The 13,797-nt window shown below is 62.5% G+C and carries 14 protein-coding genes and 1 pseudogene; 6 read left to right on the top strand and 9 right to left on the bottom strand.

Annotated features, from left to right (window positions below; translation table 11 throughout):
* Positions 1 to 17 precede the first annotated feature (17 nt).
* From ACJ8QI_RS05790 to ACJ8QI_RS05775, 4 genes are read left to right on the top strand one after another with little or no spacing between them, the layout of a single operon-like run.
* On the top strand, positions 18 to 2,552 hold the full coding sequence (locus ACJ8QI_RS05790) for a fimbria/pilus outer membrane usher protein (protein WP_442532200.1): 2,535 nt from the start codon (positions 18 to 20) through the stop codon (positions 2,550 to 2,552).
* A 28-nt stretch (positions 2,553 to 2,580) separates the two neighbouring features.
* Positions 2,581 to 3,921, top strand: a complete 1,341-nt coding sequence (locus ACJ8QI_RS05785; RefSeq protein WP_442532199.1) for a fimbrial protein — start codon at positions 2,581 to 2,583, stop codon at positions 3,919 to 3,921.
* Positions 3,921 to 4,673, top strand: coding sequence for a fimbrial biogenesis chaperone (locus tag ACJ8QI_RS05780; RefSeq protein WP_442532198.1), 753 nt, complete (start codon positions 3,921 to 3,923; stop codon positions 4,671 to 4,673). The genes ACJ8QI_RS05785 and ACJ8QI_RS05780 overlap by 1 nt, the downstream gene beginning before the upstream one ends.
* Before the next feature lie 44 nt (positions 4,674 to 4,717).
* Entirely contained in the window at positions 4,718 to 5,584 is an 867-nt protein-coding gene (locus tag ACJ8QI_RS05775) for a hypothetical protein (protein WP_060419394.1), read from the top strand.
* A 6-nt stretch (positions 5,585 to 5,590) separates the two neighbouring features.
* Here the strand turns inward: ACJ8QI_RS05775 and ACJ8QI_RS05770 are convergent, their stop codons facing one another.
* The 3 genes from ACJ8QI_RS05770 to ACJ8QI_RS05760 are packed head-to-tail and all read right to left on the bottom strand — an operon-like array spanning position 5,591 to position 6,870.
* On the bottom strand, positions 5,591 to 6,184 hold the full coding sequence (locus tag ACJ8QI_RS05770; RefSeq protein ID WP_197756447.1) for an ATP-dependent Clp protease proteolytic subunit: 594 nt from the start codon (positions 6,182 to 6,184) through the stop codon (positions 5,591 to 5,593).
* A 45-nt stretch (positions 6,185 to 6,229) separates the two neighbouring features.
* Entirely contained in the window at positions 6,230 to 6,559 is a 330-nt protein-coding gene (locus ACJ8QI_RS05765) for an SRPBCC family protein (protein ID WP_442532197.1), read from the bottom strand.
* The gene (locus ACJ8QI_RS05760; protein WP_047727753.1) at positions 6,556 to 6,870 is read right to left on the bottom strand and encodes an ArsR/SmtB family transcription factor; all 315 of its coding nucleotides are present in this window, start codon (positions 6,868 to 6,870) and stop codon (positions 6,556 to 6,558) included. The genes ACJ8QI_RS05765 and ACJ8QI_RS05760 overlap by 4 nt, the downstream gene beginning before the upstream one ends.
* 86 nt (positions 6,871 to 6,956) lie before the next feature.
* Here ACJ8QI_RS05760 and ACJ8QI_RS05755 point away from each other — a divergent pair.
* Positions 6,957 to 7,115 (top strand): annotated as a pseudogene (locus ACJ8QI_RS05755) (MGH1-like glycoside hydrolase domain-containing protein); the annotation flags it as partial.
* 43 nt (positions 7,116 to 7,158) lie between these two features.
* Here ACJ8QI_RS05755 and ACJ8QI_RS05750 read toward each other — a convergent pair.
* Together ACJ8QI_RS05750 and ACJ8QI_RS05745 are read right to left on the bottom strand one after the other, a co-directional pair.
* Positions 7,159 to 7,584 carry a universal stress protein gene (locus ACJ8QI_RS05750; protein ID WP_015377548.1) on the bottom strand — a complete coding sequence of 142 codons (426 nt, stop codon included), beginning with the start codon at positions 7,582 to 7,584 and terminating at the stop codon, positions 7,159 to 7,161.
* Between the two features lie 147 nt (positions 7,585 to 7,731).
* The gene (locus tag ACJ8QI_RS05745) at positions 7,732 to 8,250 is read right to left on the bottom strand and encodes a hypothetical protein (protein WP_049202527.1); all 519 of its coding nucleotides are present in this window, start codon (positions 8,248 to 8,250) and stop codon (positions 7,732 to 7,734) included.
* 236 nt (positions 8,251 to 8,486) lie between these two features.
* On the opposite strand from ACJ8QI_RS05745, the gene metQ reads away from it, so the two are divergent.
* Positions 8,487 to 9,302 (top strand): methionine ABC transporter substrate-binding lipoprotein MetQ, encoded by an 816-nt coding sequence (gene metQ / locus ACJ8QI_RS05740; RefSeq protein WP_442532196.1) that lies wholly within the window; start codon positions 8,487 to 8,489, stop codon positions 9,300 to 9,302.
* Positions 9,303 to 9,348: 46 nt separating this feature from the next.
* Here metQ and ACJ8QI_RS05735 read toward each other — a convergent pair whose 3' ends face one another.
* From ACJ8QI_RS05735 to ACJ8QI_RS05720, 4 genes are all read right to left on the bottom strand, one after another.
* The gene (locus ACJ8QI_RS05735) at positions 9,349 to 10,113 is read right to left on the bottom strand and encodes an SDR family oxidoreductase (RefSeq protein WP_442532195.1); all 765 of its coding nucleotides are present in this window, start codon (positions 10,111 to 10,113) and stop codon (positions 9,349 to 9,351) included.
* A gap of 139 nt (positions 10,114 to 10,252) precedes the next feature.
* Positions 10,253 to 11,173, bottom strand: a complete 921-nt coding sequence (locus ACJ8QI_RS05730) for a sugar ABC transporter substrate-binding protein (protein ID WP_087762341.1) — start codon at positions 11,171 to 11,173, stop codon at positions 10,253 to 10,255.
* A 63-nt stretch (positions 11,174 to 11,236) separates the two neighbouring features.
* Positions 11,237 to 12,277: an ABC transporter permease gene (locus tag ACJ8QI_RS05725; protein WP_025160279.1), complete on the bottom strand. Its 1,041-nt coding sequence runs from the start codon at positions 12,275 to 12,277 to the stop codon at positions 11,237 to 11,239.
* 15 nt (positions 12,278 to 12,292) lie between these two features.
* A complete protein-coding gene (locus ACJ8QI_RS05720) occupies positions 12,293 to 13,777 on the bottom strand; it encodes a sugar ABC transporter ATP-binding protein (protein WP_442532194.1) in 1,485 nt (494 codons plus the stop codon).
* Between the last annotated feature and the right edge of the window lie 20 nt (positions 13,778 to 13,797).

Below are 13,797 nucleotides of genomic sequence, written 5' to 3'. Positions count from 1 at the left end.
CAGACAGGGAGGTTTTCATGTTCGATGTCCGCAAGGCGACGCCGCTGCCTGCGCGCTGGTGTTGCGCGCTGCTGGCGCTGCCGCTGGGCTGCGCCGCTGCCGACGGCTATACCTTCGATCCCGCGCTGCTGCGCGGCAGCGTGCTGAGCAACAGCGCCCTGAGCCAGTTCAACCAGCAGGACGCCGTTGCTCCCGGCAGCTATCAGATCGATCTGTACCTCAACGGCCAGTTTCTCGAGCGCGATCAAATTCGCTTCGTGCGCGAAGGCAAGCAGGTGCTGCCCTGTTTCGATCGGCCGCAGCTGACGCGCTTCGGGCTGAAAAATCCGCCGGCGGCCGCCGAAGCAGAATGCCTGCTGCCCGGTCGGGATCTGAAGGACATCACGGTGAGCGCCGATATCTCGCGGCTGCGGCTGGATCTGAGCATTCCGCAGGCGCTGTTGAACGGCCAGCCGCGCGGCAGCGTCAATCCCGCCAGCCTGGACAGCGGCGAATCGATGGCCTTCGTCAATTACAACCTCAACCAGTACCACGTCAGTTATCGACAGGGGCAAACCCGCGATCTCGACTCGACCTACGCCAACCTGAACGGCGGGTTCAACCTCGGGCTATGGCGCTACCGCCAGCAGTCCAGCTACCGCTACGATCGGGAGTTCGGCGGCCATCTGGACACCAGCCGCCGCTACGTGCAGCGCGCAATTTTGCCCTGGCGCAGCGAAATGCTGTTGGGCGAAGGCTTTACCGACGGGCACTTCTTCTCCGGCCTGGGCTTTCGCGGCATTCAGCTCAGTTCGGACGACCGCATGCTGCCGGATTCACAGCGCGGCTATGCGCCGGTGGTACGCGGCGTGGCGAAAAGCAACGCGCGCGTGACGGTGCTGCAGGGCAAAAGCACGCTGTATGAAACCACCGTCGCGCCGGGGCCGTTCGCCATCAACGATCTGTACGCCACCAACTACGCCGGCGATCTCACCGTGGTGGTGACGGAAGCCGACGGCAGCGTCAGTACCTTCACCGTGCCGTTCGCCGCGGTGCCGGAATCCATCCGCCCCGGTCAGTCGCGCTACTCCGCGATCGTCGGCCGTTCCCGCTACGTCGGCGACAACGATCTGTTCAGCGAAGTGACCTGGCAGCACGGCCTGACCAACGCCCTGACCTTCAACCTCGGCAACCAGCTGGCGGACGGTTATCAGGCGATGATGCTGGGCGGCGTGTACAGCAGCTGGCTGGGCGCCTTCGGCATGGACACCACCTATTCCCACGCCAGCCTGCCGGACGGCGGCGCCTCCGGTTGGATGCTGCACCTCTCTTACAGCCGAACCTTCAGCCCGACGGACACCACCTTATCCATCGCCGGCTACCGCTACTCCACCGAAGGCTTTCGCGATCTCAGCGACGTGCTCGGCGTACGGCGCGCCGCCACTACCGGCCAAAACTGGCAGTCCGACTCCTACCGCCAGCGTTCGCGCTTCGAGGTCGCCGTCAATCAGGGGATGGGGACGTTCGGCAGCCTGACGATGTCCGGCTCGACTCAGGACTACCGCGATCAGCGCGGCCGCGACAATCAGCTCCAGCTGGGCTGGGGAAAAACCTTCGGCAACGGCGTGGCGCTTAACCTCTCCGTCACCCGCACCCGCAGCCTGGGCTACAGCAACGGCGACTACCGCGGCTACGGGCCGCTGGATAACGTCTACAGCGCGCCGCTGGCGCAGAACGCGCAGACCGTCACCGCCCTGTCGCTGAGCTTCCCGCTCGGCCGTTCGTCATCCGCCCCCAGCGTCTCGCTGTTGGCCAACCACAGCCAGGGCCAGGGCGGCAACTATCAGGCTGCGCTGTCGGGCAGCGTCGGCGACGAACAGCCGGTCAGCTACGGCCTGAACTTCACCACCGATGACGATCGCCAACAAAGCATCTGGGGCGGCAACCTGCAAACCCGTCTGCCTTACGCCAACGTCACCGGCTCGTTCTCCACCGCGCGCCAGTACCGACAAGGCTCCCTGTCGCTGCAGGGGGCGGTGGTGGCGCACCGCGGCGGCGTGACATTAGGGCCGTATGTCGGCGATACCTTCGCCCTGATCGAGGCGCCCGGCGCCAGCGGCGCACGGGTGATGGACGGCCAGGGTGCGCGCGTCGATCGCTTCGGCTACGCCCTGGCACCGTCGCTGGTGCCCTATCACTACAACACCGTCGCGCTGAATCCCGAGGGCATGAACGACAAAGCGGAACTGGAAGACGGCCAGCGGCGCGTCGCTCCTTATGCCGGTGCCACGGTGCGCCTGCACTTCAACACCGTGCGCGGCCAGGCGCTGCTGATCACCGCGCAGCGGCCCGATAACGCACCGATCCCGATGGGCGCCAACGTCCTTGACGCGGCAGGCAACAGCGTGGGCATGGTCGGCCAGGCCAATCAGGTGTATCTGCGCAGCGACCGGAATGCCGGTGCGCTGACGCTGAACTGGGGCGACGCCCCCGGCCAGCAGTGCACGTTGCATTATCGCCTGTCTGCCGGGGAAGACGGCCCGATTCAACGGCTCAGCGCCCCGTGCCGCTAGCCCGTTAAACTTATTTTCAGGAGAGACGATGAAACGCATTCTTTACCCGATCGCCGCCCTGGCGCTGCTCGCCCTGTCGCTGTTCGGCGCGCCCGCCGCGCTGGCGCAATGCACCCGGGTTTCTCCCGCGATCGATTCCGGTTGCGATCCCTGCGGGGTGGGCACGGCGCTGGGCCGGGTCAATTTGACCAGCACTTACCTGCAGCCCGTCGGCACGCCGCTCGGCACCAGCGTGTTCGACTTCACCTCCGGCACGCGCTATCCCGATCCCAACAAGGTGTTGTATGAATGCGACGCCGGCGACGCGGGGCAGATCTATGAAGTCTTCGCCACCAACGGCGACGATCGCGTCGGCGGCTATTACGATCTGGGCGCCCAGGACGGCAACCCCAACTACTACGCCACCTACTTCCCCTACGTCGGCATCCGCCTGACCCATCTGGATTCCGGCAAGGTTTTTACCCGCTACTGGCAGTCGGCGCCGATTACCCGCTATGCCACCGTCGGCAGCAAAATTCAGATCCGAGTGAAAGACTTCAGCGCCATCCGTGCCGATCTGATCCGCATCAGCTCGCTGCCGGGCGCGGGCGCCAGCAACTACTGTGGCTACAGCGCCGGCAACCCGCTGGTGGGCATGGCCTCGACCACCGGCAATTCGAACTATACCTGCACGCAGCCGAACGGCTATGTCACCTTTCAGGGGCCCGGCATCGCCTCGGATCCTATCGGCAGCGACTCCGCCACCAACTACGCCACCTGGGGCACCGGGCGCTGGAACGCGATGGGCATGGGCACCGCACCGATCTCCTCCTTGACCTATACCGCCACCTGCGTGGCGCGCAACGTCACGCCGCTGGTGATCCTGCCGACCATTTCCGTCAGCCAGCTGACCGCCGGGCAAACCTCTCAGGCGCAGTTCACCATCAATATCGAATGCGACAACGCCGCCGTGTCCGGCGTCAGCAGCAACAATACCGCCCTCGGCCTGCAGGTACCGTATGAAAGCTATGTCGCGGCGCAGCAGCTCGGGCTGGTCAGCGCCAACGGCGGCGTGAGCTACCTGCTCTCCAGCGGCTACGGCACCGACAGCAGCGTCGCCACCGGCGTGGGCATCGCACTCGCCAACGCCGGCAACGGCGCGCCGATGAACTTCGTCGGCTGGGCGCGTTGCAGCGCCGGGCAATGCCCGCAGGGCAACGACGCCGGCTGGTACCCGGTGCTCAACGGCGCCAGCGGCGGCGGCAGCACCGCGGCGGGGTTTACCCACTACACCACCCAGCTCACCGCCACGCTTGCCCAGCTGCCCGGGCAAACCGTCACCGCCGGCAAAGTGGACGCCAGGGCCTACGTCTGGGTTAAGGTGCAATAATGATGAGAAAGAAATATCTGACAATGGGATGCGCCCTGCTGCTGGCGCTGGCGGCCATGGGCGCGCAGGCAGGCATCATCGCCTCCGCCACCCGGGTGATTTTCCGCGAGGGTGACACGGAAAAAAACCTGATGTTGCTCAACACCAACGGCTATCCGATCGTGGCGCAAACCTGGGTCGATAACGGCGACGTCAATGCCGCCCCCGAACTGTCGCGCGCGCCGTTTGTCACCCTGCCAAGCGTATTCGCCCTGCCGCCTTCGGCGCTGAAAGGGCTGCGGATCCTGTTTGCCGGCGCGGCCCTGCCCACCGACAGGGAGTCGGTGTTCTGGCTTAACCTGTATGAGATCCCGCCCAGCCAGCCGACCACGCCGCCGCTGGCGTCGCGCGTGACGCTGGCGATGAACACGCAGATGAAAATCTTCTACCGCCCCAAAGCGCTAAAGGGAAACGCCGAAAACGCGGCCGAGGCCGTCTCGTTCTCGCTGCAAAAATCGCCGGGCGGCTATCTGCTGCGCTGCCACAACCGGTCGGCGTTTTATCTCTCCTTCGCCCGCATAAGCGTACATATAGGAAAACGTGATTACCCGGTGCGACAAGAAAGCGACATGATGACCGCGCCGTTCAGCATGCGAGATTATCACCTCGACGGCGTTGCGGCGCCGACACTCCCTTCACAGATCACCGTTCAGGCCACCCTCATCAACGACCAGGGCCAACAGATCGTCAAGTCATACACAGCAAACCCATAACGATAAAAAGCAGCACATTTTTTAAGTACAGGAAATAGGGAAAAATGAGTCTAAGCAGATTCCAGCTACAGTTTCACCTGGAGAAACAGGCCAACAACATCAGGCAGTCACCGGGATTTCACGCCGCCATCGTCAAACACGGGGAATTGTTGAAAGAGACCTACAAGAAGCATCCGCTGTTTTACAAAATCATCTTCAGGAACAGTCGGTTCATCATTTGTTCCACCATCCTGTCCATTTACTACCACCAGCCCGCCGCCGGGCTGAAAGACATCAAAGCCTTTTTTAAAGGAAAGAACATGATCAGCGAGAACTCCCTGGACTCCTTTCTGTTCTTTTTGCGGGTCGGCCGCCGGCTGGAGGTCAAACCCTGCGAACATGACAAACGCCAGTTGCGCTATAAGCCTACGCCGCACGCGCTGGCGGAAACCCAGGCGCTGATCGCCTCCATGGCGCGGCCCTATCAGGCGCTGGCGCCACAGATGCCCATCGCGGCGCTGCTGGCGGCGCCCGACTTTCTGCCCACCTTTTTCGCCGCCTACGGGCAGCTGATGCTTAAGGAGATCTACCTGATCGATCTGGTGCCGCAATCCGGACTGTTTATCAGCAAGGACGCCGGCCACATGGTGCTACTGATGCTGCATATCGAAAGCATCCGGCAGGACTCCCCCTTTCTGCTGCTCTCCTCGGCGAAAATCGCCAAGTCGTGCTCCGTCTCACGCGCGCACGTAAACCGCATCCTGCAGGCGGCGGAAAAATCGGGCCTGCTGACCACCACCAATAACGTAGTGATCGAACTCAACAGCTCGTTCTTTATCATGGCAGAGCGCTATTTCAGCCTCTATTTCGCGATGGTCGAATTCGGGCTTGAACGGGTTTGGCACACGCCGCAGGCCGCCGAGCCTCGCTGAGCCGTTTTACCGCTCCCGCAGCACCTTATCGATCAGCCCCCAGGCCGCCGCTTCGTCGGCGGTCATGAAGCGATCGCGATCCAGCGCCTGCTCCACCGCTTCATCACTCAGGCCGCAATGTTGGGCGTACAGCCGGATCACCCGGTCTTTGGTGCGCCTCATCTCTTCGGCGTGGATCAAGATGTCGGAGGCCTGCCCCTGAAAGCCGCCCAGCGGCTGGTGCACGTGCAGGCTGGCGTTGGGCAGCGCCATGCGGTGCCCCGGCTCGCCGGCCATCAGCAGGAACGAGCCCATCGAACGCGCGGTGCCCATGCACAGGGTATGCACCGGCGCGCGCAGGTACTGCATGGTGTCGTAAATCGCCAGCCCGCTGGTGATCGCCCCACCCGGCGAGTTGATGTACAGATGAATCGGTTTTTCCGGGTTTTCTGCCTCCAGAAACAGCAGCTGGGCGCACAGCATTTCGGCCACGTCGTCATTGACTTCGCCGTTGAGGAACACGATCCGATCGCGCAGCAGGCGCGAATAAATATCAAAGGAGCGTTCTCCCCGGCTGGTCTGTTCCACCACCATCGGGACGAGCATCATCTTCTCACGCATCGGTGAACTCCTGGGTTGGCAACAAAGGGAAGTGTGTTTAACGCGTCAGGCGGCGCGCATCACCGTCGTCGGGCCGTCGTTGGCGGCGTCAAGCTGGTGAATAATCCGCAGCAGGCTGCTGCCGCCGGCATCCGGCACAATCTGCAGCGTCACCACGCTTTCGAGGAACGGCGGTTGGTCGTCGCGCAGGCGATAGCTCACCGCCTCGCCCGGCGTGGTGGCCAGCGGCTCGGCCTGCGCCAGGTCGCCCGTCGGCAGCCACTGCTCGCGCAGCTCGGGAATGCTGAGCGCCCGCCACACTTTTTCCGGCGGCGCATCGAGCGAATATTCCAACACCAGCCGATCGTGCGGCGGTGGCTCAGCCCGTTTGTTCATTGATCCATGTCCTTCAGCAAGGTTTGCAGCGCGTCGATGCGCGCCGGCCACCAGGCGCGATACTTCGCCAGCCACTGGGCGATCTGCGCCAGCCCGTCCGGGTCGACCTGATAATTGACGCAGCGCCCCTGCTTCGCCTCGCGCACCAGCCCGGCATTGCGCAGCACCGCCAGATGTTGCGACATCGCCGACTGGCTGATGGGCAGCCCTTCGCGCAGCGCGCTGGCGTTCATGCTGCCGGCGGCGAGTTTGTCGAAGATGGTGCGGCGGGTCGGATCGGCCAACGCTTTGAAGATGTCATTTTCGTTCATATAAACACATTAGTATTCACTTATGTATTATGCAAACGCCGGGGCAGGAATTTTTTGCACGAAGCGAGACTCCGCGCCGGAGCGCGATGACGCAGGCCTTCTTCCGCCACGCCGACGGCCTGGTCGCCGACGGGCCGATCCGCGAGAACTACAACCCGCTCACCGGCAAGCAGCAAGGCGCGCCGAACTTCTCCTGGAGCGCAGCGCACCTGTACATGCTGTATAACGACTTCTTCACGCAATAAGCCGCAGCGGCCACCGCCATCGTTGCCCGGCGGTGGCCCGCGTTTATGAACGGATCGGGATCACCAGCACGTCGATATTCAGCTGGTTGATAGCATTGCGGGTGGAAGAAAACAGGTTGCTCCACAGATCGTGGTGATGGCCGAACACCAGCAGATCGATGTTCTTATCCACGACTGCCGTACGCAGTTCGTCGACGAAGCCGCCGCGCCCGATAATCACCTCCGCGATCGGGTAATTGACGTTTTGCGTGGTGGGCTCCAGCTCTTTGCGGATCTTCTCTTCGAACGGCACGCCGTCATAGCTGCGCTCCGAAAAGCCGATCGCCGCGTGGTAGGTGTCGTAGTGAACGTCCACATAGATCAGCGAGAGTTTGGCCTGCAGCGCCTCCGCCAGCAGCGCCCCCTTTTCGACCAGCCGTTTGCCGTCATCGCTCAGATCGGTGGCGATGACAATATGGTGGTAACACATAGCGCCTCCTGTCATGGACTCGGTAGAGCCGAGGCTCCGATATCACGCCGGGGTCATATCGTTATGGTTAATTTTAGTTCAGAAATGGCGCGTATGACGGGTGGCGACGCGGTGGGAAAGCCCCGTTACCGGGGCTGAAGGCAAAAATTACTTCTCGCGCTGCGCCTCAAACCAGACGTTGCACAGCGACAGGATCAGCGTGTTGGCGTCTTTCACCAGCACGTTATCGCCGGGCACCCCATCGGTGCCCTGATCGGTGATGCCTTTGATGGCGGTATCCGCGTGCTGAATGGCCACGCGTTCGACCGACGGCGTGCTGATGCCCAGCATCGGGAAATCGATGTAGGAGCTGCTGCCGGAATTGTCCTCGACAAACTCCTGCGCTTCTACGGTGCTGACGGTGGCCCCTTCGCTTTTCAGCGCCGTGCCGTTCCAGCTGAACGCATCCGCTTTGTAGCTGATTTTGCCGCCGATCAGGCTCTGCGCCTGCTGTTGATCCCAGCAGCCGGTGGTCTGGGTCGGCACAATTTTACTGACGCGCCAGTTGCCCAGCAGCTGTTTGGGGATCGGCCCGGTATCGCTCTCCGCCGCCCGAACCTGAGTCGCCGAGACGCAGGCCAACACCACCAGCGGCAGCAGCGCCTTGCTCCAAGTGTTCAATCGCATTGTCTTTTCCTTCGTTTCAGTACCCAGTCTGCCCTCACGGGCTAACGGCTATCATAATAAGCCCGCCGATTCGCCGTCAAAACAATCCGCACCGCGCCAGGCGGCGGCCGCTCATAGCTAATCGCTATGAGTCATAGTGAATCAGTATTTTGTTTTAGCCCAGCGATTACCTACAGTCACTGCCACTATTCTGCCCGCCAAAATTAGCAGGCAATGTTGAAAAGGACCCTGGGAAAATGACATTTACGCTGAAAAACCTCGCCCTGGCGCTGGCCGCCGCCGGCACGCTGCTGTTGACCGCCTGTGGCCCGACGGCACAGGACGATCACCACATCAAGGTCGGCATCAGCGCCGGTATCGATCAGTCGCTGTGGGCGGTGGTACAAAAGGTCGCCAAGCAGAAATACGATCTGGACGTGGAGGTGGTGACCTTCAACGACTACGTGCTGCCGAACGAAGCGCTGAACAACGGCGATCTGGACGTCAACGCCTTCCAGCACAAGCCGTATCTGGACAAGCAGATGCAGGAGCGCGGCTACAAGCTGGCGGCGGTGGGCAACACCTTCGTCTACCCGATCGCCGGCTATTCGAAGAAGATAACCGCACTCAGCCAACTGCCGGACGGCGCGCAGGTGGCGGTGCCGAACGATCCGACCAACCTGGGCCGCTCGCTGCTGCTGTTGCAAAAACAGGGGCTGATCACCCTGAAAGAGGGCGTCGGCCTGCTGCCGACCGCGCTGGACATCGTCGGCAACCCGAAAAAGCTGAAGATCGTCGAGATTGAAGCGCCGCAGCTGCCGCGCGCATTGGACGACCGACAGGTGACGCTGGCGATCATCAACACCAACTATTCCAGCCAGATCGGCCTGTCGCCGGCCAAGGACGGGCTGTTTGTCGAAGACAAAAACTCCCCGTACGTCAACATCTTCGCCAGCCGCATCGACAACAAAGACAGCGAGAAAGTGAAGGATCTGGTCAAGGCCTATCAGACCGACGAAGTGGCGGCCAGCGCCGCCGACATCTACAAGGGCGACGCCGTCAAAGGCTGGTAACCCTCCCCCGCATGCCCGTGGCGCCCGGCCACGGGCCATGCCAACCTCAGCCGCGCTGGATAGACACCCCGCCATCCACCAGCATCGCGGTGCCGGTGATAAATGAGGAAGCGTCAGACGCCAGATACAGCGCCGCCTGCGCGATCTCCTCCGGCATCGCCAGCCGCTTCAGCGCGTGCAGGTCGGCCACCTCCGCCAGCGCCTCCGGGGTATTGCTCATCTGCCGGCCCATCGCCGTATCGGTGCCGCCCGGCAGCAGCGCGTTCACCCGAATGCCGCGCCCGCCGAACTCCACCGCCAGCGCCTGCGTCAGGCCGATCAGCCCCGACTTGCCGGCCGCATAGGCCGCCGTGCCGGGAAACGCCGCGGTGTGGCCAACGAAGGTGGAGGTGAAGATCACCGAGCCTGCGCCGCGCGCCAACATGGCGGGGATTTGATATTTGGCGCCGTAGTAGGCGCTGGACAGGTTGGTTTCCAACACCTCGCGCCACGCTGAGGCGGTGAGCGCCAGCGATGGCCCCAGCGGCCCCAAGGTGCCGGCGTTGTTGAAAGCGATATCCAGCCCGCCGAACTCATCGACCGCCGCCGCCGTCAGCCGTTCGGCGAAGGCTTCGTCACACACGTCGCCCGCCACCGCGAGCGCCCGGCCACCCTCGCGCCGAATGTCCTCCACCAGCGCCGCCAACAGCCGCTCGCGCCGGGCGCCCAACACCAGCGCAGCCCCCTGGCGGGCGAACAGCAGCGCCGCCGCCCTGCCGATCCCCGAACTGGCGCCGCCGATCACCGCCACCTTGCCGTTCAATGCGTTCATCGCTCATCCTCACGCGGTTTAAAGATCCTCAGTGTGAAGCAAGATCCCGCGCCGCGCTGGCCGCAAGCGGACATGTAACTGACGCCAATAAAAAAGGCGCTGCAAGCAGCGCCCCGGCAACGCGGATCTGACGGTTAACTCACGGCCTGGCCGCATACTTCTGCATCGTGGCCGGCGTCACCAGCTCGAACGGGATCCAGTAATACGGCTCGAGCTTTTCACCGTTGATCATGCGCTGCGCCACATCGACCGAGGCTTTGCCCTGCCCGACCGCGTCCTGGAACACCGTGACCTGCATCTTGCCGGAGGCCAGCGCCTTGAGGCCGTCCGGCGTGGCGTCGATGCCGCCGATCAGCACTTTCTTGTCCGCCTTGCCCGCCTGCTGCAGCGCCATGATTGCGCCGATCGCCATCTCGTCGTTGTTGGCGGCGACGATGTCGATCGCTTCGCCGTTGGTCAGCCAGTTCATCATCAGGTCCATACCTTCACTGCGTGAATAGTTGGCGCTCTGCTTCTGCACCACCTTCATTTTCGGGTACTTGCTCACCACCTGCTCCACGTCTTTGGTGCGCTGCAGCGCGCCGGCGTCGGTCAGGTTGCCGATCATCACCGCCACGTTGCCCTGATAGCCGGCCAGCCGCGCCAGCTCTTCCATCTGCAGCGTGCCGGATTCCCGCTCGTCGGAGCCGACGAAAACCACGCCCTGCGGCAGTTTGGCGTCGCCCGGCGTGCGGTTCACGTACACCAGCGGCACGCCGGCGGCCTGGACCATTTTGGTCATCACCGGCGTGCTGGCCGAGTTGACCGGATCGACAATAATCGCGTCCACCCCGGCGCTGATAAAGCTCTGCACCTGATCGGTCTGGCGGCCGACGTCGCCGCGCGCATCCTCAAACTGCACGGTGATGCCGCGCGCCTTGGCTTCCTTGTCGATCGCCTGGCGGATGATGGTGAGGAAGTTCTGGTCGAAATAGGCCATCGACACGCCGATGGTTTGCGCCCATGCCGGGGTAGACGCGCACAGCGCCACCGCCAGCCACAGCCCTTTCAGGTAATTCATGATGTGTCCCCCGGTAAAAAAACGCCGCCGGCCAACCCTGGCGCCGGCGGCAATTCACGGCAATCAGTGTTTTTTGCGGTTGCGCCGCATGTCGATCGACACGGCGGCGACGATAATCACGCCTTTGATGATGTCCTGAATGTAAGAATCGACGCCGATAAAGGTGAAGCCGCTTTTGATCAGGCCGAGGATCACCGCGCCGATCAGCGTGCCGGTGATGCGCCCGACGCCGCCCATCAGGCTGCTGCCGCCGATCACCGCCGCGGCGATGGCGTCCAGCTCGTAGGACATCCCCATGCTCGACTGGCCGCTGCTGACGCGCGCCGCCAGCACCACGCCCGCCAACCCCGCCAGGCCGCCGGCGATGGTGTAAACCGTCACCAGGTACTTATTGACGTTGATGCCGGAAACCCGCGCCGAGGTCATGTTGCCGCCGATGGCGTAGATGTATTTGCCGTAGCGGGTGTGCTTGAGTGCGATATGGAAGATCACTGCAATCACCAGGAAGATGATCACCGGCATCGCGCCCTGGCCGATTGACGTGAAGCCGTCCGACAGGAAGCTGACCGGGTTGCCCTTGGTGTAGTACTGCGCCAGGCCGCGCGCCGACACCATCATCCCCAGCGTAGCGATAAACGGCGGAATGCCGGTGCGGGTGATCAGGAAGCCGTTGATAAAGCCGCAGACGATGCCCACCCCGATCCCCGCGCCGATCGGGATCGCCGCCGGCAGATCGAGCAGCCCCGGATACATCGGCGAGATGCTGTCCGAGGTCTGCGCCAGGCTGGCCGCCACTACCGCAGTCAGCGCAATCAGCGAGCCGGAGGAGAGATCGATGCCGGTGGTGATGATCACCTGGGTGACGCCCACTGCGATGATGCCGATGATCGCCACCTGCAGCACGATCAGCAGCAGGCGGTTCGGGTTCAGCAGGAATGACTGATCGCGCATGTACCAGCCGAGGATTTCGAAGATCAGCGCGATGCCGATCATCACGATGAAGATACCGGTATCCTTCGGCATTTTGCCGCTCAGCCCGGAGAACAGCGTTCCCTTGCCCGTTGAATCGGCGGAGAGCGGCTTCTCAATCTTTACGTTACTCATGATGTTCACCCTTCGTTATTCTGAGGCCAGCGCCAGGATCTTCTCCTGGTCCGCGTCGTCTTTGTCCAAAATGCCGGTGATGCGGCCGCCGTGCATCACCATCACCCGGTCGCTCATGCCGAGGATCTCCGGCAGCTCGGAGGAGACCAGAATGATGGCGACGCCGCGGTTGGCCAGCTCGCTGATCAGGCGATAGATTTCCGCTTTCGCCCCCACGTCGATGCCGCGCGTCGGTTCGTCGAGGATCAGGATTTTCGGCTGCGCCAGCAGCCAGCGCGCGATCAAGACCTTCTGCTGGTTGCCGCCGCTGAGGTTATTGATGATCTGATCCATGGTCGGCGTTTTGATGTTGAGCTTTTTAATCTGATCCATGCAGTCTTTGGCCATCTGCACGTGGCTGACGAAACCGTTCTTGCCGATGTATTCCGACAGGTTGACGATGCTCATGTTCTCGACCACCGACAGCACCAGAAACAGGCCGGATTTCTTGCGGTCTTCGGTGAGGAACGCCAGCCCGCTCTCGATCGCCTTCGCCGGGGAATCCACTTTTACCGCCTGGCCTTCGATAAAGATCTCGCCGCCGTCCGCCGGGTGCATGCCGAACAGGCTCTCCATCACTTCGCTGCGCCCGGCGCCCACCAGCCCGGCAACGCCGAGGATCTCGCCGCGCTTGACGCTGAACGATACGTCATGGAACCAGCCGCTGCGGCGCAGCCCCGCCACCCGCAGCACTTCCTCGCCGATATTGTTGTTGAATTTGGGGAACATCTGCGTCAGTTCTCGCCCCACCATCATGGTGATCAGCGACTGTTTGGTCAGGTTTTCGGTTTTGTCGCAGGCGATGAAGGTGCCATCGCGAAAAATGCTCACTTCGTCGGTGATGGCGAAGATCTCATCCATCTTGTGGCTGATATAGATGATGCCTTTGCCCTGCTCGCGCAGCTCGCGAATGATGGCGAACAGGTGCACCACTTCGCCTTCGGTCAGCGCCGAGGTCGGTTCATCCATGATCAGCACGTCGGCGTTGTAGGATACCGCCTTGGCGATCTCCACCATCTGTTGGTTGGCGATGCTCAGCTCACCCACCAGCGTCTCCGGCTGCAGTTTGATGTTCAGCCGCGCCAGCAGTTCGCGGGTCTGTTCGTTCAGCTGTTCGTGGTTGACGAACCCCAGCCGCGCCGGCTCGCGCCCCAGCCAGATGTTTTCCGCCACCGTCATGTAGGGCACCAGGTTCAGCTCCTGGTGGATCATGGAAATGCCCGAATGCAGCGCCTGCAGCGTGTCGCTGAAGGTGACCGGCCGACCTTTGATTTTGATCGAGCCTTCGTCCGGGTGGTAGATGCCGATCAGGCATTTCATCAGCGTCGATTTACCCGCGCCGTTTTCCCCCATCAGCGCGTGCACGCTGCCGGGTTTGATTCTAATCGAGACCTTATCCAGCGCTTTGACGCCGGGGAACTGCTTGCTGATGCCTTCGGCCTCAAGAACATAAGGGTACATACCGCTTACCTCCGCACTGA

This window comes from Serratia sp. CY84636 (genome assembly GCF_052166245.1).
Lineage (GTDB): Bacteria > Pseudomonadota > Gammaproteobacteria > Enterobacterales > Enterobacteriaceae > Serratia > Serratia nevei.
Note: the sequence above shows the minus strand (reverse complement) of the source record. Positions and strands in the feature narration are given on the sequence as shown.